The 23949-nt window shown below is 59.6% G+C and carries 21 protein-coding genes and 1 tRNA gene; 8 read left to right on the top strand and 14 right to left on the bottom strand.

What is annotated here, in order from left to right; all coding sequences use genetic code 11:
* Positions 1 to 127: 127 nt before the first annotated feature.
* The gene (locus HCG46_RS04815) at positions 128 to 640 is read right to left on the bottom strand and encodes an N-acetyltransferase (protein WP_031268273.1); all 513 of its coding nucleotides are present in this window, start codon (positions 638 to 640) and stop codon (positions 128 to 130) included.
* Positions 641 to 1015: 375 nt separating this feature from the next.
* Between HCG46_RS04815 and HCG46_RS04820 the strand changes: the two genes are divergently transcribed.
* On the top strand, positions 1016 to 1990 hold the full coding sequence (locus HCG46_RS04820; RefSeq protein WP_075284771.1) for a glutathione S-transferase family protein: 975 nt from the start codon (positions 1016 to 1018) through the stop codon (positions 1988 to 1990).
* Positions 1991 to 2066: 76 nt separating this feature from the next.
* Here HCG46_RS04820 and HCG46_RS04825 read toward each other — a convergent pair whose 3' ends face one another.
* On the bottom strand, positions 2067 to 2519 hold the full coding sequence (locus HCG46_RS04825; RefSeq protein ID WP_353621809.1) for an NUDIX domain-containing protein: 453 nt from the start codon (positions 2517 to 2519) through the stop codon (positions 2067 to 2069).
* Positions 2520 to 3084: 565 nt separating this feature from the next.
* Between HCG46_RS04825 and HCG46_RS04830 the strand changes: the two genes are divergently transcribed.
* Positions 3085 to 4023, top strand: a complete 939-nt coding sequence (locus tag HCG46_RS04830) for a metallophosphoesterase (RefSeq protein ID WP_152505753.1) — start codon at positions 3085 to 3087, stop codon at positions 4021 to 4023.
* A 104-nt stretch (positions 4024 to 4127) separates the two neighbouring features.
* Here HCG46_RS04830 and HCG46_RS04835 read toward each other — a convergent pair whose 3' ends face one another.
* Positions 4128 to 4709 (bottom strand): hypothetical protein, encoded by a 582-nt coding sequence (locus HCG46_RS04835; RefSeq protein WP_023014621.1) that lies wholly within the window; start codon positions 4707 to 4709, stop codon positions 4128 to 4130.
* A gap of 230 nt (positions 4710 to 4939) precedes the next feature.
* On the opposite strand from HCG46_RS04835, the gene mtnA reads away from it, so the two are divergent.
* Positions 4940 to 6046 (top strand): S-methyl-5-thioribose-1-phosphate isomerase, encoded by a 1107-nt coding sequence (mtnA, locus tag HCG46_RS04840; protein WP_168684898.1) that lies wholly within the window; start codon positions 4940 to 4942, stop codon positions 6044 to 6046.
* Between the two features lie 58 nt (positions 6047 to 6104).
* Here the strand turns inward: mtnA and HCG46_RS04845 are convergent, their stop codons facing one another.
* On the bottom strand, positions 6105 to 6716 hold the full coding sequence (locus HCG46_RS04845; RefSeq protein WP_168684900.1) for a GNAT family N-acetyltransferase: 612 nt from the start codon (positions 6714 to 6716) through the stop codon (positions 6105 to 6107).
* Between the two features lie 144 nt (positions 6717 to 6860).
* On the opposite strand from HCG46_RS04845, the gene HCG46_RS04850 reads away from it, so the two are divergent.
* Both HCG46_RS04850 and HCG46_RS04855 read left to right on the top strand, forming a co-directional pair.
* Positions 6861 to 7136: a hypothetical protein gene (locus HCG46_RS04850; protein ID WP_022998149.1), complete on the top strand. Its 276-nt coding sequence runs from the start codon at positions 6861 to 6863 to the stop codon at positions 7134 to 7136.
* Between the two features lie 149 nt (positions 7137 to 7285).
* Positions 7286 to 7561 carry a hypothetical protein gene (locus tag HCG46_RS04855; RefSeq protein WP_022998150.1) on the top strand — a complete coding sequence of 92 codons (276 nt, stop codon included), beginning with the start codon at positions 7286 to 7288 and terminating at the stop codon, positions 7559 to 7561.
* A 67-nt stretch (positions 7562 to 7628) separates the two neighbouring features.
* Here HCG46_RS04855 and flhA read toward each other — a convergent pair whose 3' ends face one another.
* From flhA to HCG46_RS04900, 9 genes are all read right to left on the bottom strand, one after another.
* Entirely contained in the window at positions 7629 to 9806 is a 2178-nt protein-coding gene (gene flhA / locus HCG46_RS04860; protein WP_022998151.1) for a flagellar biosynthesis protein FlhA, read from the bottom strand.
* Positions 9807 to 9883: 77 nt separating this feature from the next.
* Entirely contained in the window at positions 9884 to 11236 is a 1353-nt protein-coding gene (locus HCG46_RS04865) for a sigma-54 dependent transcriptional regulator (protein ID WP_055655957.1), read from the bottom strand.
* Between the two features lie 12 nt (positions 11237 to 11248).
* Positions 11249 to 11584 carry a flagellar motor switch protein FliN gene (fliN, locus tag HCG46_RS04870; protein ID WP_022998153.1) on the bottom strand — a complete coding sequence of 112 codons (336 nt, stop codon included), beginning with the start codon at positions 11582 to 11584 and terminating at the stop codon, positions 11249 to 11251.
* On the bottom strand, positions 11581 to 12273 hold the full coding sequence (locus HCG46_RS04875; protein ID WP_208984228.1) for a FliH/SctL family protein: 693 nt from the start codon (positions 12271 to 12273) through the stop codon (positions 11581 to 11583). The genes fliN and HCG46_RS04875 overlap by 4 nt, the downstream gene beginning before the upstream one ends.
* Positions 12274 to 12311: 38 nt before the next feature.
* Positions 12312 to 13358: a flagellar motor switch protein FliG gene (fliG, locus tag HCG46_RS04880; protein WP_022998155.1), complete on the bottom strand. Its 1047-nt coding sequence runs from the start codon at positions 13356 to 13358 to the stop codon at positions 12312 to 12314.
* Positions 13359 to 13360: 2 nt separating this feature from the next.
* Positions 13361 to 14974, bottom strand: a complete 1614-nt coding sequence (gene fliF / locus HCG46_RS04885; protein ID WP_031268276.1) for a flagellar basal-body MS-ring/collar protein FliF — start codon at positions 14972 to 14974, stop codon at positions 13361 to 13363.
* Positions 14975 to 15284: 310 nt separating this feature from the next.
* Positions 15285 to 15560 carry a DUF1153 domain-containing protein gene (locus HCG46_RS04890; protein ID WP_022998157.1) on the bottom strand — a complete coding sequence of 92 codons (276 nt, stop codon included), beginning with the start codon at positions 15558 to 15560 and terminating at the stop codon, positions 15285 to 15287.
* A gap of 381 nt (positions 15561 to 15941) precedes the next feature.
* On the bottom strand, positions 15942 to 16601 hold the full coding sequence (locus HCG46_RS04895) for a flagellar hook capping FlgD N-terminal domain-containing protein (RefSeq protein WP_022998158.1): 660 nt from the start codon (positions 16599 to 16601) through the stop codon (positions 15942 to 15944).
* A gap of 31 nt (positions 16602 to 16632) precedes the next feature.
* Positions 16633 to 18753: a flagellar hook-length control protein FliK gene (locus tag HCG46_RS04900; RefSeq protein ID WP_168684902.1), complete on the bottom strand. Its 2121-nt coding sequence runs from the start codon at positions 18751 to 18753 to the stop codon at positions 16633 to 16635.
* Positions 18754 to 19061: 308 nt separating this feature from the next.
* Here HCG46_RS04900 and mnmA point away from each other — a divergent pair, with 308 nt between their 5' ends.
* Complete coding sequence (gene mnmA / locus HCG46_RS04905; protein ID WP_168684904.1) at positions 19062 to 20240, top strand: tRNA 2-thiouridine(34) synthase MnmA; 1179 nt, start codon at positions 19062 to 19064, stop codon at positions 20238 to 20240.
* Between the two features lie 114 nt (positions 20241 to 20354).
* Positions 20355 to 20431: transfer RNA gene (locus tag HCG46_RS04910), tRNA-Met, on the top strand.
* 720 nt (positions 20432 to 21151) lie between these two features.
* Here HCG46_RS04910 and HCG46_RS04915 read toward each other — a convergent pair.
* A complete protein-coding gene (locus HCG46_RS04915; RefSeq protein ID WP_168684906.1) occupies positions 21152 to 21319 on the bottom strand; it encodes a hypothetical protein in 168 nt (55 codons plus the stop codon).
* A 108-nt stretch (positions 21320 to 21427) separates the two neighbouring features.
* Between HCG46_RS04915 and HCG46_RS04920 the strand changes: the two genes are divergently transcribed.
* Positions 21428 to 23467, top strand: coding sequence for a tetratricopeptide repeat protein (locus tag HCG46_RS04920; RefSeq protein ID WP_168684908.1), 2040 nt, complete (start codon positions 21428 to 21430; stop codon positions 23465 to 23467).
* Positions 23468 to 23949 lie beyond the last annotated feature (482 nt).

The following is a 23949-nucleotide window of genomic DNA, read 5'->3' on the forward strand; positions in this document are numbered from 1 at the left end:
GGATGAGGTCGAGGGGGAAATACCGGCCTATCAATATTCTCTTCCACATCCTGAGGAGGCCTTCAGGCCGTCTCGAAGGATGGGCCACACCCACCGTCAACCCGCCCCGCGTCACGCAGAAACAACCTCAGGAAGCGACCGCAACAGAGGCTCCGCCGTGCACCATTCCGCTCGGAATGTCGCCGTCATTCAACAGCGCGACGAGGAGCCGCGCCGGGTCGACGGGCCCGGGCAACGTAATGCGTCCGAACGGAACCTGCTGAAAGCCGAAGGGGCTGTAGTAAGGCGCATCGCCGACCAGCAGCACGACCTTGTCTCCGGCCGCAGCCGCCGCTTCCATCGCCGTACGCATAAGCGCCTTGCCGAGACCCCGGTTCTTGAAGTCGGGAGATACGGTCAACGGACCGAGCAGCAGGGCGTCACTCTCGCCAATCCTGATCGGTGTCAGTCTGATTGACCCTGCCACCTGCTCACCCGCAAGGCCGACGAAAGAGACATCCGGACGGTGCGGCACGCCTTCGCGGATCCGGAAAGCGGTTCGCGCGAACCGGCCTGGGCCGAAAGCTTCGGCCTGCAGATCGTCAATTGCGGAGGTGTCTGTCGCGTCTTCGGGCCGGATGACCCATGTGGTCTGTTTCATTTGGCTGGTTCCAGCAAGCATGCAGTCTTTGGAGAAATGCGCGCCTGCCAGTGCCTGGATAAAACGTAAGGAAGATCCAGGATCAGGTCAGCCGCGACGGTGCGGACGAGAGTTATCTCGTCGGCTGGTTCGTCGTCGAAGCGTAAGACCTGCGGTCATTTATCCCAGTCTCGTTGCGATATCAGCGTGTTCGAAAGCCGATATTTCCAGAAAGAGGAGAAGCGGTTACCACGCAATGGCTGCTTCGGTCCAGCCTTTTTTGTCCCTCCTCACCAGTCCGCTGATTGTTCACCGAGCCGGAACAGAGCATTCAATTGATTGATTTTCCGCCTGTGTGCACAACCTAACGAGACGAAGCACAACAAGGAGCGCATCATGGGACTGCTGGTCGACGGCGTCTGGAAAGACAAATGGTACGACACGAAATCCACCGGTGGACGCTTCGTCCGCAAGGACGCGGCATTTCGGAACTGGATCACGGCGGACGGGTCTGCCGGCCCCACGGGCAACGGCGGCTTCAAGGCTGAAGCGGATCGCTATCATCTGTTCGTTTCCTATGCCTGCCCCTGGGCGCATCGCACGCTGGTATTCCGAAAGCTCAAGAAACTGGAAGACCTGATTTCCGTCTCCGCCGTACAGCCGCTCATGCTGGAGAACGGCTGGGAGTTTCCGGAGATAGATCCGCTGACCGGCGCGAAATACGCCTGGCATGTCTACACCAAGGCCGACCCGCACTACAGCGGCCGTGCGACCGTGCCGATCCTCTGGGACAAGCACCAGAACACGATCGTGAGCAACGAGTCCTCCGAGATCATCCGGATGTTCAACTCGGCGTTCAACGACCTGACCGGCTCACACCTTGATTTCTATCCGACTGCCTTGCGCACCGAAATCGACAGTATCAACGAGCGCGTCTATCACGCCGTCAACAACGGTGTTTACAAGTCCGGTTTCGCGACCACACAGGAAGCCTATGAAGAAGCCGTCACGGAACTGTTCAAGGCACTGGACGAGCTGGAAGACCGCCTGTCCCGTCAGCGCTATCTGGTCGGAGACCAGCTGACGGAAGCCGACTGGCGACTGTTCACGACGCTGGTGCGCTTCGACGCGGTCTATGTCGGGCATTTCAAATGCAATATCCGCAGGATCGACGACTATCCGAACCTGTCGAACTACCTGCGGGAGCTTTATCAGGTCCCGGGTGTTGCAGACACGGTCGACATGACAACGATCAAGCAGCACTACTACGGCTCACATGAGAGCGTGAATCCGACCAGGATCGTCCCTGTCGGGCCGGCCCTGGATTTCACCCGCCCTCACGACCGTGAGCGTTTCAAGGCAGCTGCCTGATCAGGTTTGAAATTTCCAGGTGAGCCGGCTCCGGCTTACCCGGAAGACGACATGACAGACCTGATGGTGGCAGGCTTCACCACTTGCCGCTTTCCGGTTCGCGGCCGGAGCGAAACTCGTCAAGCCGCCGGGCTGTGGACTGCGTAAGCCCCTCCGGCAAAGCCTCCAGCTCAAAGAACGCCGCTTCCTCGATTTCCGCATTGGGCTGAAGGAAGGTGTCGGCCTGTCTCCACTCGGGCATGTGATAAAGCCCGACATGATCCCGGCCTGTCGCTTCTTGGTTCAGGAAGATATTGAGAAGCTGCGGGCGGCTTACCGAGACGACACCTGCTTCTTCCAGAACCTCCCGGCAGGCAGCCTCTTCCATCGTCTCGCCCTTGTCCACGCCCCCACCCGGCAGGTACCAGCCCGTGACATAACTGTGCCGCACCAGAAGGACCCGGCTGTTGCGGTCTTCAACGATCACGCGCACCCCAAGCGTGAACGGGTTTCGGACAAGTCCAATTCCCTGGATCAGGCGTGTGGTCACCGACTTCGGCAAGACTGATAATATCTTCAACATTTTCAAGACGTTACAGGATCCAGACGGGAAATAAAACTTTTTTAACCCATGCAATCCCCGCAGGGCTGACCCGTGAGAATAACGCTCCTCCTTTGTGCACCGCATGCATATATATCGGGCAAGTTGATGAATTCGAGGGCAGCCCTTCTGACCGCCCGAACCTGAAGGAAAAATAAAATGTTGAACGCTCTGTTTGGAAAACGCCGCCGCAACCGCAACAATTACCAGTGGAAGCCGGCTATCGACCTGACCAACCCGCGCATCGTCGCAACCCTGACCACTTTCCCGACCAACTAAGGTCGGTCGAAGGAACCTGTACGGAGAAGACCCATGTTCGGATTCGTGAATGTTGTTGGCGCGACGCTGCGCGAAACCACGCGCTCCGCAGACAATAACACCGAGAAAGCGCCGAAAGCCGCAAAGGCAGTCAAACCGGTCAAGTAACCGGTTTCCCGGCAGTTCCTGAACTCACTTGAAAGCGCCGCGTCATTTCCCCTTGACGCGGCGCTTTTCGTTTTGAAGATGCGCGACCATGTCCACATTCACGCTCGCTCATCTTTCCGACCCTCATCTCGGCCCGCTTCCGGACCCCAAGCTGCTGCAGCTTTTTTCCAAGCGGATCCTTGGTTACCTCAACTGGCGCCGCAACCGGTCGAGGATCATGGGCGGCAGTTATCTCGAACAACTCGTCGATGACATGCAGGCGCAGGCGCCCGACCATATTGCCGTCACCGGCGACCTGGTGAATATCGCGCTGCCCCTGGAAATTTCCGGTGCGAGGACCTGGCTTGAAGATATCGGCCCGCCGGAGGATGTCTCCGTCGTTCCGGGCAACCACGACGCCTATGTGCCTGGAGCCGTGCGCAGGGCCCGTGCGGCATGGTGGCCCTACATGCGCGGCGATGGCGCAGGCAATGTGCCGTCAAACGGCACCAACTCGGAAGCAACCTTTCCCTATGTTCGCAAGCGGGACGGCATCGCCCTTGTCGGCGTGACGACCGGTCGTGCCAGCGGCCCCTGGTTCGCAACGGGCCGTGTCGGCAGCAAGCAGAGCAAGCGTCTGCGGGCAATTCTGGACGACCTTGGCCGGGACGGTTTCTTCCGCGTGGTGATGCTGCATCACCCGCCATTCCCCCATGCCACCCGTTGGCACAAGCGCCTGTCGGACGCCTCCAGGGTGCGCGCCGTCGTCAAGAGAGCCGGTGCCGAGCTGATCCTGCACGGCCACACCCATGTCGACAGTTTCGAGCATATCGAGGGACCGGACGGGCTTGTCCCGGTGGTTGGGGTGCCATCTGCCACAAGCGCGCCTGGCGGCAAGAAACCGGCGGCGCGCTACAACCTGTTCCGGATCGAAAAGACAAACGAGGGCTGGTCCTGCCAAATGGAAGAGCATGGCTTTGCCGCGCCAGACGAGCCGGTGAAACTGCTCACGGAACGAGAAGTCGCCATTCCGGGTGGCAGGCCCTGAGGCCCTTCCTGCAGGCCTGACGAGTTGCCCAGAAAGACACTCACAGGCTCGCGGTAACCAGGACCGAGACTGGAGAGTGCTGGACGTCTTTCACAAAAGACGCCTTAGAGCGGATTGGCGAACCAGGCAAACACGATGAGGCCGATGACGCCCGCCGCAAGACCGATCCCGAAGGCACCTGCGACCGCCATCCAGGGTGTACGGCTTTCCTTGACGCGCACGACCTTGCTGTCGAGTGCGACCTGCCGCAGCCGGTTGTTGAGCCAGTCGCCTTCCAGCGCCTTTTCCCGCTCCAGCACGCGTTCGGCAATATATTCGGTCAGGCAGTCTGCCATGTCGTCGATGTTGGCCGTTTCCAGAATGACCACCCGGCCGAGGCGCGTGTCCTTCAGGAACCGATAGGTGCGCCTGTCACCGCCTACGGCCACGTGGCTGGTCGCATCGATCCAGAGCCGTGGCGTGGAACCGGAGATGATCTGAAGGGAAAACTGGTCGTCGTCTTCCGGGATTTCCCTGAAAACATCCTTGAGTTCATCTGCAAGCATGTCCAGCCGGGCACGCTCGGTCTCCTGGAGCTCAACAACCACGTCCGAACGTTCGACTTCGCCAAGCTGAACCTTCCGGATCGCATCGCGCAAGGACCGCATGCGCGTATGTGGGACAACGTTATCCTGCATTTCAGACATGGGGTACACGTGACTCCGTTGTACTGCCGTTGGTGAATCAAGTCTTAACTGACTCTATCGCGAGTGAAACAGCCGCATGGCCTCCACCTGCGAGCTATCCACTGGCAATGATCCAAACATGGTTAACGGAGATTAAGGTATTTTTGACAGTCACGCCAGTAACGCGCGACTGGCCTGAAGCCTGTTCATGGGTTATGCAAAAAACATATTGCGATTGCGGAGTTTCGCTCATGAACGTGGACGGCAAGAAATATCGCACGATCTGGCTGGCGGAAAATGGCGGCTCGGTCGAGATCATCGATCAGACAAGATTTCCGCACACGTTCGAGACCATCCGACTGCATACAATGGAAGACGCCGCCCATGCGATCCGGTTCATGCAGGTGCGCGGCGCGCCTCTGATTGGTGCAACAGCCGCCTACGGTGTCGCGCTGGCCATGCGGACCGACGCTTCAGACGACAATCTCCATGCTGCCTGCTCGTCCCTGCTGGAAACCCGGCCGACAGCGGTCAACCTGCAATGGGCCCTCGACAAGGCGCGTCGGACACTGGTCCGGCTGGCACCTGAAATCCGCGAGGAAGCTGCCTTCAAGCTGGCCAATGACATCTGCGACGAGGACATCGCCATCAACATGGCCATCGGCATGCACGGGATGGAGCTGATTGCCGCGATCTCGCGGCTGAAACGCGCCGGTGAGCCGGTCAACATCCTCACCCATTGCAACGCCGGCTGGCTGGCCACCGTCGACTGGGGCACCGCGACAGCGCCGATCTACATGTCCCATGACGGTGGCATTCCCGTTCATGTCTGGGTCGACGAAACCCGCCCGCGCAATCAAGGGGCTTTTCTGACCGCCTGGGAGCTCGGTCAGCATGGTGTGCCGCACACGGTGATTGTCGACAATGCCGGCGGACACCTGATGCAGCATGGCGAGGTCGATATCGTCATCACCGGAACGGACCGCACCACGGCCACTGGCGATGTCTGTAACAAGATCGGCACCTATCTGAAGGCACTGGCAGCAAAGGACAACAGTGTGCCCTTCTACGTTGCGCTGCCGTCACCGACCATCGACTTTACCCTGTCGGACGGTATCCGGCAGATCCCGATCGAGGAACGCGGCGGCGAAGAGGTCAGTCGCATCACCGGCCGCACCAGCGCCGGCGAGATCGAGACGGTGGACATCGTTGCGGACGGATCTCCTGTCGGAAATCCGGCCTTTGACGTCACCCCTGCCCGTCTCGTGACCGGCCTCATCACCGAGCGCGGCGTGCTGGAGGCAAACCGCAAGGCCATTGCAGATGCCTTTCCGGAGCGGGTTCGGGCAACTGCCTAGACGGATGCGCTTGCGAGCGGGCAGCCCCATTCCTTCGAGATCGCACTGAAGCGCGTCATCACTCGATTACAGGCACATGCGGGGCGCGCTTTCGGCCGAGAAGCCCCTGCAGACGCGGGTCTTCGGCAACTTCGATAGCACGCTTGTAGGGCTTGAAACCGCAGGCCTGGTAAAAGATCAGCGCCTGCGGGCTGTCGCCGGTGCAGGTGTGCACCCAGAGCCGTTTCGTTTCCGGGCGTGACCAGACGATGTCCAGCGCCTGGGCCATCAGCCAGCGGCCAAGCCCGCCACCGATCGCACCGGGGACCAGGCCGAAATAGGAAAGTTCGGGCTCTTCCGGGTTGGCAAAATCCAGCTCCAGCGTACCGACCGGCTTGCCATCGAGGATCGGCAGGTAGTTCTCGCGGGCAGGCTCGGCGAGCAACTGCTCCAGCGTCTTGTCGTCATGAACCAGCCGGCCGAACCAGATCCAGTCTTCACCAACCTCCCGAAAAAGCTTTCGATAGCTGTCGAGATCCGGCGTCTGCCACCGCTGCAATGTCACATCGCTGCGTGATGGCGCGAGAGGCTGTTCAGGTGCCTGAAGCATTTCCAGGAACGTGACCACGAAGGCAACCTTGCCCTCCGGAATATCCGTATAGCCATCGAGGTTAAGCGCTTGCGTCGACATGAAAACTCCAGAATCTCGCATATTTTTCCGGGCTTAACAGCTGGAACGTTTGTCGCCAAGCCGCCCTGTGCACAATGCGCTGATTTAAGGGCTTGTTAACCATCTTCGCACACAGTCTGTTCAGATCTCCAGGAAGGAGCTGCCATGGCAAAGGTCGGAAACTACGTCCAGCGGGACTACCACAAAACTTTCAGCACGAAGCGGAAGTCGACTTGGTCTGACTACAACAAGGCCTGGAACGGGCGCCGTCAGGCGTCGTCGCAGAAAATGCAGCAGCTTCGGAACCTGGCATCCACCTTCGCGACCATCAATACGCAGGCAGCTCAGACGAACACGCTGTTTGTCATGCAGAACCAAGGCCGGCTGGGTGGTTATGCGAACCAGACCGCGGCGATGGCCCGCATCAACGTGCTCGTCTAGATTTTCCCGGATAAACCGCCGGGCAAAGGCCCGGGAAAATGATATTTCCTCGAAAAAAGTTACGTAGCGTTTTCTGCAGAAACGCGCGTTAAGAGCTTGTTCATTCCTTCGGGAGCTATGCTGTTTCAGTCTTTTGAAAAGGCAATCGCATGGCTAAGGTCGGCAACTACTTCCAACGAGATTATTCCAAACGTTTCAGCTCCAGTCGCAAGGTGTCCCTGGCCGACTACAACAAGGCCTGGACGAAGCGGCGTCAGACAGCCGCAAAGCGTATCGACCAGCTGAACAACCTCGCTTACGTGATGCAATCGATCAACACGCAGGCCTCTCAGGCCAATTCGCTGTTTGTCCTGCAGAACCAAGGCCGGCTGGGCACATACGCCAGTCAGACCGCCGCCATGGCCAGGATTAACGTGGTCGTCTAGCACACCGGGCATGACATCATCGGGCGTCCAACAGAGCCTTGTTGAACGCACTGATGATTGCCCCGCCTCAGATCGAACCGATTGTCTTGAGCTTGATCCGCGGGTGAACTTCCGCCTGGCTCATGATCGTCGTATGGGCACGGAAACGCTCGACGATGGAGCGAACGAACGGCCTGGTCTGCGGGGATGTCAGCAACACGGGAACCTCGCCCTGCTGCGCAGCCTGCTCAAACGCATCGCGGACCCTGCCGACGAATTCCTGCAGCTTGCTGGGTTGCATCGCAAGCTGGCGGTCGTCCCCCTCGCCGATGATGGATTCCAGGAAAGCCTGCTCCCATTGCGGCGATAGCGCGATGAGCGGCAGATAGCCGCCGGGCGCCAGATTGGCGGCGCAGATCTGCCTGCCAAGACGGGTGCGCACGTGCTCGGCAATGGTGTCCGTGTTGCGGGTCATGCCGGTTGCTTCGGACACGCCTTCCAGAATGGTTCCAAGGTCGCGAACAGAAATCCGCTCGCCCAGGAGGGTCTGCAGCACGCGCTGGACACCGGACACGGTGATCTGCGACGGGATCAGGTCCTCGACCAGCTTTGCCTGCTCGCCCTTCAGCTCCTTGAGCAGCTTCTGCACGTCGCCATAGGTCAGGAGTTCGCTGATGTTGGCCTTGATCGTCTCGGTTAGATGCGTGGACAGAACGGTTGCCGGATCCACCACGGTGTAGCCGCGCAAGGAAGCATCCTCGCGGTACTGGGCCTCCACCCAGGTTGCCGGCAAGCCGAACGTCGGTTCCGTGGTGTGCGTGCCCGGCAGCTTGACCTGCCCACCTGCCGGATCCATGACCATGAAGTGGTTCGGGTAAAGCACGCCGCGGCCGGCTTCGACTTCCTTCACCTTGATGACGTAATCGTTCGCGCCAAGCTGAATGTTGTCGAGGATGCGCACCGGCGGCATGATCACGCCCATGTCGCCCGCGATCTGGCGGCGCAATGCTTTGATCTGCTCGGTCAGAACATCGTTGTCGCCCGTTGCCTTGCCATTGATCAGCGGCAACAGGGCATAGCCGAGCTCGATCCGCAGTTCGTCCATCTTCAGGGCGTCGGTAATCGGCGGCTCTGGCGGCGGCTTCGGCGCAGCTTCCACGGCCTTGACCATCTCGGCCTTTGCCGCGGCCTTCTTTTTCTTCGACCCGACGGAAAAGGCCAGGTAACCGGCAAGACCTGCAAGACCGAAGAACGGGACCATGGGCATGCCCGGAAGCAGCGCCAGGATCACCATAACCGCGGCCGACATGCCGAGTGCCTTCGGATAGCCGGTGAACTGGCTGGTCAGCGCCTTGTCGGCAGCCCCATGCACACCTGCCTTGGAAACAAGAAGGCCGGCCGCCGTGGAAACGATCAGTGCCGGAATCTGGGAGACAAGGCCATCGCCGATGGTCAGCAGCGTGTAGTTGTTGGCGGCCTCGGTAAAGGTCAACTCCATCTGCGCAACACCGATGAAGATGCCGCCGAGAATGTTGATGAAGGTGATCAGAAGGCCGGCAATGGCGTCGCCGCGCACGAATTTGGACGCACCGTCCATGGCCCCGAAGAACGCGCTTTCGTCCTCGAGCGCCTTGCGGCGAGACTTGGCTTCGGCTTCGTCGATGAGGCCTGCGGACAGATCCGCATCGATCGCCATCTGCTTGCCCGGCATGGCATCCAGGGTAAAGCGTGCCGCGACTTCCGCGATACGGCCGGAACCCTTGGTGATGACGACGAAGTTCACGATCACCAGGATCGCGAAGACGATGATCCCGATGACGAAGTTCCCGCCCATGACGAGATTGCCGAAGGACTGAATGACGTTGCCCGCCGCCGCAGTGCCTTCATGCCCGTTTGCCAGGATAAGCCGGGTGGACGAAATATTGAGACCCAGCCGCAGCATGGTCGCAATCAGCAGCACCGTCGGGAAGGACGAGAATTCCAGCGGCCGCTGGATGAACAGGCCCGTCATGAGGATCATGACGGAAAAGATGATGGAGACCGCCAGGAACGTATCCAGCATCATCGGCGGCATCGGCAGGATCAGGAGCGTCAGGATGACGAGAATGCCGGTGGCCAGACCGACGTCACCCCGGCGAAGGGTATCTACAATCTCCTGAAGGACGGGGAAACCTGCAAGACCGGTGGCCGCGGCGGGCGCAGCCGTCTGCTGCTCCGCTGCGGGGCCTTCCGGTCTGCGCTGTTCGCCTGCTGCCGTGTCCGACATGTGTGGTCTGGTTTCCTGTAACCGCCGCCCGGGTCAATCAACGGACGTGGCCTTCGTTATGGTTCCTGCCGGTGCGATCAGGCCCGGGCTTCGCCCGGTCCCGGAACGCTTATTCCTTCATCGGTATATTGATTCAGCTTGTTGCGCAGCGTCCGGATTGAAATACCCAGAATTTTTGCAGCATGTGTCCGGTTGCCCAGGCAATGATCCAGCGTGTCGAGAATGAGATCACGCTCGACATCAGCAACCGTGCGTCCGACGAAGGATCGCGTCACGGCTTCGGCCGTCTGTGCAGCCCGTTCCGCAGCGCCCTTGGAGACGCTCAGCGGCGTGCCGTCCGGCATGCGGATCGCCTCGACGCCGATTTCACCTCCCGAAGCCAGCAGCACCGCGCGGTGCATGGTGTTTTCCAGTTCGCGCACGTTACCCGGCCACGGATTGGACATCAGCGCCTGACGGGCCTCGACGGACAGTGGCCGAACCGGAACACCATTGGCTTCCGAGTAGTGCTTGATGAAGAACAGGGCGAGTTCCATGATGTCCGCCGGCCGCTCGCGAAGAGCCGGCAGCTTCAGGTTCACAACATTGAGGCGGAACAGAAGATCTTCGCGGAAATGGCCCTGACGCACGCTTTCGGCAAGATCCCGGTTGGACGTTGCCAGAATGCGGATATTGACCGGAACCGGGCGCGTGCCGCCGACGCGATCGATCACACGCTCCTGGATGGCGCGCAGGAGCTTGGCCTGCAAGCGAACGTCCATTTCCGAAATTTCATCAAGCAGCAGCGTGCCGCCATCGGCTTCCTCGAACTTGCCGATCCGACGGGCAACGGCGCCGGTGAAAGCGCCCTTCTCGTGGCCGAAGAGTTCGGATTCCAGAAGATGTTCGGGAATGGCCGCGCAGTTGATCGAGATAAACGGCTTCGAGGCCCGGTTCGAGCATTTGTGCACATGGCGGGCAATGACTTCCTTACCCGTGCCGGATTCACCGGTGATCAGCACAGAAGCATCGGATGGCGCGACCTGTTCGGCAAGCTTGACCACCGATGCCATGGCATCGTCCCGGTAGATCAGGTCGCCACGTTCCTGGGCAACTGCCGCCAGAACGGCTGCGATCAGCTCCGGATCGGGCGGCAGCGGGATATATTCCTTCGCGCCTGCCCGAATGGCAGACACCGCGGCCTGTGCATCCGTTTCAACGCCGCAGGCCACCACCGGCACATGCACGCGTTCGTTCTGGAGTTTCTGGATCAGCCCGGCAATGTCGAGATGAACCTCGACCATCAGGAGGTCCGCTCCGCGCCCGGACCGAAGCACCCTCAGGGCACCTTCGATATCGTCCGCATGGGTGACCTGGGCCCCGCCCTGCATCGCGATCTTGGAAGCCGTCGTCAGCTGACCGCCGAGCGTTCCGACAATTAACAGCCGCATCCGTTACTTTCCCTATCGATCCGTCTTGATGATTTCAGTCATGGTCACGCCGAGCTTGTCTTCCACCAGGACGACTTCACCACGGGCGACCAGCCGGTCGTTCACGTAGATATCGATGGCTTCCCCCACCTTCCGGTCGAGTTCCAGAACCGTTCCGGATGCCAGTTTCAACAGATCCGAGACATGCATTCTGGAGTGCCCCAGAACGGCGGAAATGCGCACAGGAACGTCGAACACGGCCTCAAGGTCAGCCGCGGACTGCGGTACATGCATTTCGCCATCGTCGAGCCGGCGCTGCGGCGCCTCTAGCTCGTCGAGCGGGATATTGTGATCTTGCTCGTCGCTCATGCGTCAGTTTCCTTTTCCGCCGACGTGTCGGAGGTTTTGCCTCGTCTTTCCGCGCTGCGCCCTCGCAGGTAGGAACGAATGCTGGCATCGATTTCGGCCTCGATCGCCTTGCGGTCGCGTCTGATACCGCCGTCGGCCCACTCGATATGGCAATCGCCGCGGCCGATTTCCGGCTCGCCGAGGATGACCAGCCGTCCTTCGAAGCCCTTTTCGTGAATGATCGGATCCACCTGGGCCTTCAGCGCCTCGACATCCTTCTCGGCGATACGGATGACGAGATGCGGCGCCTTGCGCAGCGGTCCCAGGCATTCTGACACCAAAGCCACCGTCTCGGCCAGCGGCTGGCGTGCGATCAGATGGGCACACAGACGCCTGGCCACAAGAAAAGCGAGACTGATGGCATCTTTCTCGCGTTCCGCCACCTGCCCGTCCAGGGTCTCCAGCACGCGCGAAACCGCCCCGGCCAGATGATTGACTTCCGCCGTAAGCAAGGTCTCCTGCTTGGTCTGCAGGTCCTGAAGCGCCTTCACCCGGCCTTCCTCGAAAGCCTGGGCCCTTGCCTTCTTCAGCAATTCCTCATGCTGGGCGACCGGAATCATCGGTATCTCCGGCTCGACGGGAGCGACCTCTTCCGGCTCTTCAGGCTCGGAAAAGTCGACGTTGAACAGAAATTTCGATGGGTTGGTCATGCGTCCCATTCTGCTGTAAGTGCCTGCCGTTTGCCGCATCAGTAGATAATTTCATCCTCGCCCTTGGACTTGGAGATCATGATCTCGCCCTTGGCTGCCAGGTCCTTGGCCTTGTTCACCATGCCGGTCTGCGCTTCGTCCACATCACGCAACCGCACGGGTCCGAGCGCATCCATGTCGTCCTGCAGAAGTTTTGCGGCACGCGACGACATGTTGCCGAAGAAGAATTCCCTTGCCGTATCCGTGGACCCCTTGAGCGCAATGGCCAGGGCGTCCTTTTCGACGTGCCTGAGCAATGTCTGCGCACTGGCTGCGTCCAGCTTCAACAGATCGTCGAAGGTGAACATCAGGGTCTTGATGCGGTCGGCAGCTTCGCGGTTGTCCTCTTCCAGGGCTGCCAGGAAGCGGGCTTCGGTCTGCCGATCGAAATTGTTGAAGATCTCCGCCATCATCTCGTGGCTGTCGCGCCGCGAGGTGTTGGTGAGGTTCGACATGAATTCCACGCGCAGCGTCTGCTCCACCTTCTCCAGAACTTCCTTCTGGACGGCATCCATGCGCAGCATGCGGCTGACCACTTCCAGAGCCAGCTCCTCCGGCAGAATGCCCAGCACCCGTGCCGCGTGGTCGGAATTGATCTTCGACAGCACCACAGCGACCGTCTGCGGATATTCGTTCTTCAGATAGTTGGCGAGAACGTTCTCCTGCACATTGGAGAGCTTCTCCCACATGTTACGCCCGGCCGGACCGCGGATTTCCTCCATGATGATGGAGACCTTCTCGCCCGGCAGAAAGCTGGCCAGCAGCCGCTCGGTCGCATCGACGTTCCCTGTCAGTGATCCCTTGGAACTGACGCGGCGCACGAAATCCTTGAACAGGTTCTCCAGCATGTTCGGCGTGACCGGACCGAGGTTGGCCATCGCAGCCGAAACCTGGCGCACCTCGATCTCGTCAAGTTTTGCCCAGATCGGCGCGCCATGGGACTCGCCAAGCGCGAGAAGCAGAACGGCTGCCCGTTCCGCTCCCTTCAGCTCGCGCTCTTCTTCGTCCGCGCTGACCTGCAGCTGTTTCTGGAGTTGATCGCTCACCGTCAGGCCGCCTGTTCATCCAGCCAACCGCGAACGATGGTCACCGCTTCGGTCGGATGGTCCTTGATCATGTCGCCTACCTTGGCAATCGAGCTTGCCTGCATGGCTCCTTCCTGCTTGGCCTGTTCCAGCCATTCGATCACGAATTCGTCTTCAGCCGATTCTTCCTGTGGCACTTCCGTCTCCACTACCAGCGTCCCATCCGGACCGATCATCAGCTCCTGAGGTTGCTTTTCTTCCGGTGTCACGATGCGGCGCAGCAGCGGGCGAACCACGAAGAGCAGCAGCATGACGGCAATCAGGAACAGCACACCCAGCTCGGCAAAACGAATGATGTCGTTGCGGGTGAAATCGAACAGGCTGTCACTTTCAGCCAGCAGGTCGTCCTGCGGCGGCAGGGCGAACTGCAGGTTCACGACTTCCACAACGTCGCCCCGCTCGGCATCGAAACCGACTGCGGAGCGCACCAGAACAGCGATCCGGTCCAGGGTTTCCTGGGCGCGCGGTGTATAGGTGCTGCCGCCATTGCCGTCCGGCTGGTAGGTGCCGTCAACCAGCACCGCAACGGACAGACGCTTGATCTTGCCAGCTTCGACAACTTCGGTTCGGGTCGAGTGGGAAATCTCGTAGTTGACGATTTCCTCGGTAATGGACGACGTGTCGCGCTCTGCCTGCCCCTGACCAGCATCGGCGTTCGGAAGCTGGTTGGCAACAGTAACCTGCCCGTTCCGGGACACGGCGGAAGAAGCTTCTTCCTTGGACTGGGTCGAACGCACCACCTGCCCGTCCGGATCGAAGGTCTCGGTGGTCTCCGTCAGGCGATTATAGTCGACTTCCGCGTTGACGCGAACCCGTGCCCGCCCAGGGCCGACGACGGAGTTCAGAATTTCCTCGATCTGGTTGCGCAGCCGGCCTTCGACCTCGACAGTCCGCTCCTGCAGCGAATTCGTCATCAGGCCGTCTTCGTCGTTGCCCGCGCCGGAAGCCAGCAGACGGCCGCTTTCGTCGACAATCGAGACGCGGTCGGGCTCAAGTCCGTCAACCGCGGTGGCAACGAGATGCTGGACAGCGCGGATTTCGCCCGGGCCGAGAGCACCACGAACGTTCAGCACGATGGACGCGGACGGCGGACGGCGGTCTCTCTGGAACAGCTGGCGCTCCGGGATAACCAGGTGAACGCGGGCGGCGCGGATGCGGTCGAGGGAGCCGATCGTGCGTGACAGTTCGCCTTCCATGGCGCGCAGGTGATTGATGTTCTGAACGAAGCTGGTGGCGCCAAGAGTGTCTGAACGGTCGAAGATCTCGTAGCCGATAGAGCCGCCGGTCGGCAGGCCTTCAGCAGCAAGCTGCATCCGCAGGCGGGCGACCTGCTCGTTCGGAACCAGAATGGAGGCACCCTGACGAGCGATCTCGAATTGCACGCCCTGGCTTTCCAGCTGGGAAACGATCGATGCGGAATCCTCAAGGGTCAACTCATTGTAGAGCGTCGTCATCTGGGGTGCCGTCACCCGAAAGATGATGAAGGCAAAGACGCCGACGAGGATGGCGGCAACTGCCCCCATTGCAGCAATGCGTGCCGCCCCCAAGGTTCTGATGAATTCTACAAGTCCGTTCACGAATGCCCGCCCGCATTTGAAACATGCCCCTGCCGTTATTATTGGAGTCGGCTGGGCACGCCACACCTTCGATGGGCAAAATTTGCCGCCCAGGTGGTTAACAAGTGGTTAACAAAACCTTTCCAATAGGGGCAGATCGGCGGGTTTCCGCCATTTCGATTAATGCAAACTGCAACTGAGGTGGGGAAAAACTGCCTACCTCATTAATTTTTGGATAAGTTCCGTACGGACAGCAAGACAAATAAAAAGGCCGGCAGTGCCGACCTTTTGATTGCGCCCCACCGGCGCATTGCAGAAACTGTGTTCCGGGTCAATTTCGATATTGCTGGACCCGGGTCGCTCGAAGCCCGGCAAGACCGTGCTTTTCAATCGAGCTTTGCCAGGAGAGGAACTCCTCAACTGTCAGAGTGTATCTCTGGCACGCTTCTTCAAGGGACAACAAGCCACCGCGAACTGCGGCGACCACCTCTGCCTTGCGGCGGATGACCCACCGCTTTGTCGAAGTCGGAGGCAGGTCCGCAATGGTAAGCGGGCTCCCGTCCGGTCCGATGACATATTTTACACGCGAACGAATGTGTTCGGTCATTGTACTCTCACACTAACCATGACCAAGGCTGATTTGAGACTACAAGATGACGCTTAACAAACGCCTAAAGCAAAATTGTGTTTTTATTAACTATAAAATCTAAATTTAGTGAATGATATTTAGGATTTCGCAAAGATAAAGGGTCCAATTCTAAATAGTATTATATGAATTCGTTAACCATATTTACCTGACCGTGCAATTTGCAAGGCAATTCGATTAACCTGAAAATTGCATCCCTCCTCCGGCCACACTTCATTCTTGTTTTTTGTGCCGGCAAATGTCCCGCGTATTACCGTCAGCCCCTTGAAACATCGAGAAAGCGCGAAAAACCGCCCCGGAGGCATCCGGAGCGGTTTTCAAAAAATGAGAATGTGTGGCTGATCAGGACGGTCGGGCGACCGATACCACGGAACTGACCGGAAACTCCTGGCTGCCAACCTTCAGCACCGCTTCGCCGCTCGACCAGTCCACGCTGTCGACGATGCCCGATACGGTCGTCTTGACGGTTTCCGGCCGGCTGGAGGCGTCCTTCACATTAAAGGAGATGGTGTAGAGCCCGTTCACGGCCTGCTGGCCGGAATCAGTCTGCCCGTTCCAGTAGAAGGTGCCGTCGCCTGCTGCCAGCTCGATGTCACCGCTATAGACGATGGACCCGCTGGTATTGCGGATCTCGAAGGTGCCAGTCGCATCTTCCGCCACATTATAGCTCCAGCTGGCCTGACTGCCTGACAGGGTCGTCGTGGAAGCATCAGCAGTCACTTCATTGCCGATATAGCTGACGTAACTCATGCTCTGGTTGCTCGTCAGCGAGGCAATGATTTCTTCAAGGTTCTGGTTCTGCTTGATGGCCTGCTCGACGCTCGAATACTGAACCAGCTGATTGGTGTATTCGGCCGAGTCCAGCGGATCCAGCGGATCCTGGTTCTGGATCTGCGTCGTCAGAATGCTCAGGAACAGTTCGTAATCGGCGATGAGGCCGGCCTGGCTGGTTGCCGAGCCGGTTTGCGACGATGCAGAGGAAGTTGGAGAAACGGTTGTCATTTTTTCACTCCTGAGGCAGCAACTCGCCCCGTTACACTTTCATGTCCAGGCCGCCGCGCTGTTCCGCGATGGTCATTCTGACAATGTCTTCAAGCATCGGATCGGCTTCCGCGGAAACCGTGCCTCCGCCACCATTCGAGGCCGGCTGATGTCCATCCCCTCCCTGTTCGGAGCCGAACTGCTGGCCGCCGTCCTGTCTCAGGGAGAATTGCAGGTTGTCTGAATCCGGGTTGAGCCCCGCCGCTTCCAGCGCGCGCTCCAGGCCGCGCTGATCACGCAGGAACATGTCCAGCGTCTCCGGCCGGTCGACACGCAGATGGGCCTGGACCTTGCCGTCGTGAGAAACCTTCATCTCAACCTCGACCCGGCCGAGCTCCGGCGGGTCGAAACGCATCTGGAACCGGGTCTGACCATCCTTCAGATTGCGCGCAATCTCTGCGGCCACCTGGGTAGCCACCTGGCCGGACTGGCTCTGGCTGGGCGCCTGCAGGCTCTCGGTCCGCATAGCCCCTGCCAGATCGCCGCCGCGTACCGTTGCCGCACCGAACTCGCCGGAAATGCTGGTGTGCTGCAATTCAGCGGGCATATCGGCTTCGTCAGCCGCAATATTCGACAGCGCCGCAGCAGCGACAGGACCAGCCAGGGCCGCGCCACGCGGCTCAGGTCCCGTTTGCTCCGCGCCCTTGGCAGCAGGTCCGGCAGCAGCATCTTGCGTATTGCCTGCCCCCTGCGAACCGGTAGCCTCACCCGTGACCGGCTTGACGAGACCCGTACCTTCCTCGGCAACAGGCTCACCAGCCAGCAACTGTTCAGACGACACTGGCTGCGGCGTTGCCTGAACCGGCTGCTGAACAGGAACGGCACCCGCATTCACGGCGGCAGCAACCTGCGTGGTGGCCGCACTCATCGCGGTTCCTGCCTGTGCGCTCGCGTCACCCGTTTGCGTGTTCGCCGCTACTGGCTGGGCTGACGTCTCGCCATCCACCACGGGTGCGGCAGGCACTGCAGGAACCTGCGTGCCTTCAGATGCCGCAGCAGCCTTGGCGACTGCCGAGACAGACGCTGCAACAGTTCCGGCAGGCGTTGCCGCGGCAACCTGGAGACCAGGCGCTTCACCAGCCCCCTGCCCCGGCGCCTGACCGCCAACCACCGCGCCGGCCTGCACGCTTGCCTGGACAGGCAACGTCACGGCCGGCTGCTGGCCGGCTGGCTGAGCAGCGGGCGTTACCGACGCCCGGAATTCTTTCGGCAGTTCGCTCTGCCAACGGCGCTCTGTCGTGGCAGGCGCTGGCCGCGCAACTGCCGCCTGCGCCTCCGCCGCTGTAGCAGGTGCTGTCTGTCCGGCTGCTTCAGGCTGCGCAGCACCTGCCTCAACACCGTTCAACGCGCCGGCAAAGTTCGGTGCCGTAGCCGGCGCAGAACCTCCGGAACCGGCACCGGTTCCGGCATCTGCCGCGGGAACAGGCGCAGCCCCGTTTGCGGCACCAGCTGAAGGCACCGCTGGAACGTTGCCTGCAAGACCTGCGCCTCCCGAAAGAGCTGCACCGGGCGCGCCCGCATCGGCAGTGGCAGGCGTGGTAGCCGCGCCTTCGCCAGCAGGAGCCGGAACAACAGGTGCAACAGGAGCGACCGGCGCAAATTCCGCAGCCAGGGCAACGTCGGCGGTTTGCGCTGCTTCATCACCTTGAGAGGGAAGCAGACCCTGATCCGCATCACCGGGTTGCCCCGCGTTGAGCGGCGGAGTGCCGGCCACGATATCGCCGGAAAGAAGAGGATCGGTAACCGGGACCGTCGGATCCACCGCAACGGCGGGTGCAAGTTCGCCTGTCACCACGGAGGTCTGGATCTGCGCGGCAACCACCCCCGGCTTCACCGGATCGGCCGCCCGGCCGGTCTTGGTGGAAACCACGGCACTGACCTGACCCTTGTCTGGCCCTGCGCCCTTCGCGGCGCCCTGCCCCGAGATCGAGCTCAGCTCCTCGGCAAATCCGTTTGCCTTACCCCCAACAGAGGAAGCAGCCGCACCTGCAGAAGCCTGCCCGCCAGCAAGTGCGCTGCCCGCACCTGCTGCCAGCGCCCCGGCAGAAACATCCGTTGTCAGTCCAAATGGCAGCACGCTTGCCCCCAGATCCCGGCCCGCACCGGCGGGCATATTTCGTCACCGGAATAGAAAGCAAACATCGGGCCAAACGTTAAACTCCGCCAGACCCTTTGATTTTGCTAATCTTTTTCAAAGGTGGAGCGAAACTCTCCCGGGCTTCGGGCGGCAAGCTTTGCCGGTCCGGCAAAGCGTGCCTGCCATGCGGGGGAAGCAATTGGCAGCCGCTCTCCTTATCTGTATAGTGCCGCCAACTTTGAATAGGGCCCTTGATCGCCGCCCGCCCGGCAGGGCGTGGAAGGCTCGGGACGGACAACCGCCCCACCTGCGCGATCGGCCAAAAACTTCTGGAAGTACACTGGATGCGAAACAGTCTGGATCTGCCCGGCCGCCCGGAAGACACTCGCGTTGTCGTCGCCATGTCCGGCGGGGTCGACAGCTCGGTCGTGGCTGCCCTGATGAAGGCCGAAGGCTACGACGTCATCGGCGTCACCCTGCAGCTTTATGATCATGGCGCCGCCGTCAGCAAGGCCAAGTCCTGCTGCGCGGGCGTCGACATTCATGATGCCCGCCGTGCGGCCGAAACCATCGGCATTCCCCATTACGTGCTGGATTATGAAAGCCGGTTCAAGGAACAGGTCATGGACCGTTTCGCCGACAGCTACATCGCCGGCGAAACCCCGATCCCCTGCGTCTCCTGCAACCAGACGGTCAAGTTCACCGATCTCCTGAAGACCGCGAAGGATCTTGGCGCCGATGCACTGGCAACCGGCCACTATGTCCGCTCCGCCCAGCAGGGCAACAAGCGCGCGCTTTTCCGCCCGGCCGATCTTGACCGCGACCAGAGCTACTTCCTGTTCGCCACCACGCAGGACCAGCTCGATTTCATCCGCTTTCCGCTTGGCGGCATGCCCAAGTCGAAGGTGCGTGACCTTGCAGCCGAATTCGGCCTGACCGTCGCCAACAAGCCGGACAGCCAGGACATCTGCTTCGTGCCCAATGGCGATTATGCCGAAGTCATCCGCAAGCTGCGCCCCAATGCGGCCGAACCGGGCCAGATCGTCCATATGGACGGCCGCGTTCTGGGTGAGCACGACGGCATCATCCACTACACCATCGGCCAGCGCCGCGGCCTTGGCGTTGCCACGGGGGACCCGCTCTATGTGGTGCGCCTCGACCCGGACGAGCGCCGTGTCGTCGTCGGCCCGCGTGAGGCACTGGCGACCCGCACCATCCTGCTGCGCGAAATGAACTGGATCGGCGATCAGCCGCTGGACGAAGGCGACGAGATCGAGCTCTTCGCCAAGGTCCGCTCCACCCGCCCGCCGGCACCGGCAACCTTGCGCATCCTGAACGGCAAGGCGTTCGTGGATCTTGCCAACGGCGAAACCGGCGTCGCCCCGGGCCAGGCCTGCGTCTTCTTTGATACGGATGACGAAACAGCCCGTGTTCTGGGCGGTGGCTGGATCCACAAGACCGAACGCACGGGCGACTGGGCGATCGATTTTCCACAGGTCAAAGCCCCGGTTTCCGCGGCCTGAGGCCAGACAAAAAACTTTGCGGCCGGACGCCAATTCAACGCTTGACGCCCGCCCGCCGCCTCACTATAAGCACCCCACGTCGCGCGGGCCACCCAGGCCCGGATCGCACGGGATGGCGGAGTAGCTCAGCCGGTTAGAGCAGCGGAATCATAATCCGCGTGTCGGGGGTTCGAGTCCCTCCTCCGCTACCAACATCTTGCAACGAAATCCCCGTACCTAGTCGCAACATGATCGCAGGCTAACTCTGCTTGCGGCCCGCAAGAGCGCGAAAGCAATTTCTCAGCTACTTGTGGTCAGGCATCGTAAACAACTGTTTGGTTTCAACGCCCGCCGGATTGATCACAACCCATTTTTTCACAAGGGACCACAAACGTCCTGGTTGGGGCCGACTGAAGACGGTTTGTTCGAGACGGTTGATCCGAGCGAAGCAGTCATTCACCTGTAGCGACCACGTGCGCGATTTCTGCCCTACGAGGTCATTTACTCGCTGCTACGCTATTGCAGTGCAGCCCGCCGAAGCGGTATTTCATTGCATTTGCGAAATCAGGTGGCCGCCAGATGCTGGCAGAGCGGACAAAGCCAACGTTCGCCTCACCACCTGCAATGTCTGCTTTCGGATTCTGACGCTGCCTCACACACGATTGTGCCGCTCGCTGGGCAATGCCGATCGTCAAGGTAACACTACGCCTAGGATAATTTGCCCCGCCGAGTTTATAATCTCTAGTCATGTAAGGATTCCGCGAGCCACTAACCAGATGACGCATCGCTACGTGTAACTTATTCGCCAATGGTGTTAAATGCGGTGTTGCTTGTTTTTGCAGCAGCAGCCTTTGAATGACGATTTAGTTTCGATCGGTTTTTACGAAGCGCCGAAGCTTGTGCACTGATCGGACTTGCGAAGTAGCATTCGATCAGCGTCCGTGTTGAATTGCCAAAACAGCATAGAATGCAGTCACAAGTTGATTAACCAGGTCCTTGTCAGCTCCCAGGCACAGCGCCGCATATGCGCCTGCCAAAGCCAAGTACACAATACGGTGTGTCCAGAGCATTGCCATGGACTTGATAAGCACTTTCTTCATTGCCGATCTCCACTCGTAGGTTGAGTGGGCGCCCACCGGAGGTATACTCCGGCCTCACGTGATTTTTTACACTGAACCAGAATCGCGGAAGCTTCATGTGGGGAAAACTTGGGAAACTCCGATAGCTTTGGCAGTCGTTTTGGTGCCCTTGTGAAGCGCAAACGCACACAGCAGGGACTGGGCCTCGCCGCGCTTTCCTCGCGCCTCTACCCCAGAGAAGATCCTACCGGCGAGCGTCGCGCGCCAGACGTGTTGAAATTTGAGAACGGGCAGACAAAGAAACCTCGTGCCCGCACAATCCGCCTTTACCAAGATGCGCTTGGCATTGCACAGGAAGAAATCGACGCGCTGGTAGATCATACTGACCGTCCACAATGGCTGCTGACCATGCAATTGATCGAGCAAAAAGCAGACCTCGCAAAGAAGCTTCAGCTTTCCACCAACCTTGCTGTCGAAATCGCCGAGCGCTACGCTGAGGGCAATCCCGGAGATCTGGACGGCGCATTGCGAGGACTAGAATGTGCCTTGCAGGTGGCGGCTGAGGAGAGTGCCAAAGACACTCTATCAGCTAACACTGACGATGCAGTGACTGCTGTACTTCAACGTGTCGACGTTCTCAATCATGAAGGTCGGATCGATGACGCTGCGGTTCTGATTTCGGAAGAGGAGGTGCGCGTCGAGGCCGGATTGATACGCCTATACGATAAGGGTATTGCTCAGGCGATTCTGACCCGCAATGTTGATGCGGCTGTCTGCTATGAACTTAAGAAAAGCTGCTTAGACACGCCGGAGCCAGCACGTCAGTACGACAGCCTGCGCGGCGCCTTCATCCAGTGGTACAAGCGTGGCAACGAAAAAGGCCTAAACTTCGACGCCGAGGTCGCCATCGCTATCATGCGCCGAATGAGCGAACGATTTGCTCAAGACCGGGACAAGAAGCACGCTTGCCTCAACAATCTCGGCACCGCACTTATGACTCTCGGAGAACGCGAGAACGACACTGTGCGGCTGGAGGAGGCCCGCGTTGCCTACCTTGCTGCGCTAAAAGAAGTCACCCGCGACCGCGCTCCGCTCCAATGGGCCAAAACCCAGATGAATTTCGGCAACGCGCTTACTGCCTTCGGAAAACGCGAGAACGACACCGCAAGGCTGCAAGAGGCCGTTGCAGCATTTCGTGCCGCACTTGAGGAACGCACACGTGAACGCGAACCACTTGGATGGGCAACGATCCAGATGAACCTCGGCACCGCACTTTCGACCCTCGGAGAACGCGAGAACGACACTGTGCGGCTGGAGGAGGCGGGGGCTGCCTACGTTAACGCTCTAATGGAAGTCACTCGCGAACGCGCTCCGCTCCAATGGGCTGCAATCGAAATGAACCTTGGCGTTGTGTTTGCGAGAATTGCAAGGCGAGAAAACAACTCAGCACGGTTTGAAGAGGCCGTTTCTGCCTTTCGCTCGGCGCTTGAGGTACGCACCCGCGACCGCGTACCTCTCGATTGGGCAGAAGCTCAAACGAGCCTCGGCACCGCGCTCTCATCCCTCGGAAAACGCGAGAAGGACACCAACAGGCTGCAGGAGGCCGTTGCAGCATTTCGTGCCGCACTTGAGGAACATACCCGTGACCGTGTGCCGCTTCAATGGGCCAGGACTCAAATGAGCCTTGGCAATGCGCTCAAGGCCCTTGGAGAAATCGAAACCGACACTGCGCATCTGGAGGAAGCAGTCACCGCCATTCGATTGGCGCTTAAGGAAAATAGGCGCGACAGTGTTCCGCGCGAATGGGCTAGGAACCAAATGAACCTCGGCAATGCGCTCAAAGCCCTTGGAGAAATCGAAACCGACACTGCGCGGCTAGAGGAGGCCATAACCGTTATTGGCTTGGCTTTGAAAGAAATGACCCGCAACCGCACACCGAACGAATGGGCTCATTTGCGCTGCAATCAAGCGGAGGCAATGTTATCCGTCGCCGAGCGATGCGCTGACCTTACGCTGGCTCAAAATGCTCTTGACCAATTGATCAAGACCGAGGCAGCGATGTGCGAAGACGGTCATGCAGTGGTCCACGAACTTGCCTCGAGCATCGATAGAGCCGAAGCAATTGTCGCCTGCCTTAGCCGTTCCAGAGAATCCACTTCGCATACTTAGGCAATCCTCGGCGTGTAGAAATTACAGTCCCTGCTTGTTTGTCATCTCGCAAAAAGTCGTTAGCACGCTGAATGCAATAGTCACAATATTTCCTGCGCATCAATAAATTCCGAAACAAACGCAGTAATAATGACAGATTTTTTTTCGTCTTAGGGCGTAAAAATATTGCCTATTCTGTTACATCGATTTGGAGTTACACACTAGTTCTACGCTCCACGCCAGCTAAAATCTCACGATGGTTAAGTGAAACGACGCACCATTTATAAGATACGCACCTTTGATCAGACATTCGTTTCCTGCGCAGCATTAGCCGCCGTGGGCTCGAAACGGATTTGCCGCAGGACAGTATCCCGATCCTGACCTTAGCTCGTGCCTAGTCGACAAAAACGGCCCAAAGCCAACATTCGGAAACTGACTGCATTGGTGCAGTCGTGGCACGCATTGCGGACATTCGTTAAACAAACCTCGTTTCCTGGTAGTTC

This window comes from Labrenzia sp. PO1, from assembly GCF_012273635.1.
In the GTDB taxonomy this organism is placed as follows: domain Bacteria; phylum Pseudomonadota; class Alphaproteobacteria; order Rhizobiales; family Stappiaceae; genus Roseibium; species Roseibium algicola.

Bases quoted from the DNA above. Each gene is read 5' to 3' on its own strand.
- mtnA (WP_168684898.1), top strand. From the start codon at position 4,940: ATGAACGTGGACGGCAAGAAATATCGCACGATCTGGCTGGCGGAAAAT.
- HCG46_RS04895 (WP_022998158.1), bottom strand. From the start codon at position 16,601: ATGACAACCGTTTCTCCAACTTCCTCTGCATCGTCGCAAACCGGCTCG.
- HCG46_RS04890 (WP_022998157.1), bottom strand. From the start codon at position 15,560: ATGACCGAACACATTCGTTCGCGTGTAAAATATGTCATCGGACCGGAC.
- flhA (WP_022998151.1), bottom strand. From the start codon at position 9,806: ATGTCGGACACGGCAGCAGGCGAACAGCGCAGACCGGAAGGCCCCGCA.
- HCG46_RS04875 (WP_208984228.1), bottom strand. From the start codon at position 12,273: ATGACCAACCCATCGAAATTTCTGTTCAACGTCGACTTTTCCGAGCCT.
- mnmA (WP_168684904.1), top strand. From the start codon at position 19,062: ATGCGAAACAGTCTGGATCTGCCCGGCCGCCCGGAAGACACTCGCGTT.
- HCG46_RS04845 (WP_168684900.1), bottom strand. From the start codon at position 6,716: ATGTCGACGCAAGCGCTTAACCTCGATGGCTATACGGATATTCCGGAG.
- HCG46_RS04915 (WP_168684906.1), bottom strand. From the start codon at position 21,319: ATGAAGAAAGTGCTTATCAAGTCCATGGCAATGCTCTGGACACACCGT.
- HCG46_RS04850 (WP_022998149.1), top strand. From the start codon at position 6,861: ATGGCAAAGGTCGGAAACTACGTCCAGCGGGACTACCACAAAACTTTC.
- HCG46_RS04815 (WP_031268273.1), bottom strand. From the start codon at position 640: ATGAAACAGACCACATGGGTCATCCGGCCCGAAGACGCGACAGACACC.
- HCG46_RS04900 (WP_168684902.1), bottom strand. From the start codon at position 18,753: ATGCCCGCCGGTGCGGGCCGGGATCTGGGGGCAAGCGTGCTGCCATTT.
- HCG46_RS04835 (WP_023014621.1), bottom strand. From the start codon at position 4,709: ATGTCTGAAATGCAGGATAACGTTGTCCCACATACGCGCATGCGGTCC.
- fliN (WP_022998153.1), bottom strand. From the start codon at position 11,584: ATGAGCGACGAGCAAGATCACAATATCCCGCTCGACGAGCTAGAGGCG.
- HCG46_RS04855 (WP_022998150.1), top strand. From the start codon at position 7,286: ATGGCTAAGGTCGGCAACTACTTCCAACGAGATTATTCCAAACGTTTC.
- HCG46_RS04820 (WP_075284771.1), top strand. From the start codon at position 1,016: ATGGGACTGCTGGTCGACGGCGTCTGGAAAGACAAATGGTACGACACG.
- HCG46_RS04865 (WP_055655957.1), bottom strand. From the start codon at position 11,236: ATGCGGCTGTTAATTGTCGGAACGCTCGGCGGTCAGCTGACGACGGCT.
- HCG46_RS04830 (WP_152505753.1), top strand. From the start codon at position 3,085: ATGTCCACATTCACGCTCGCTCATCTTTCCGACCCTCATCTCGGCCCG.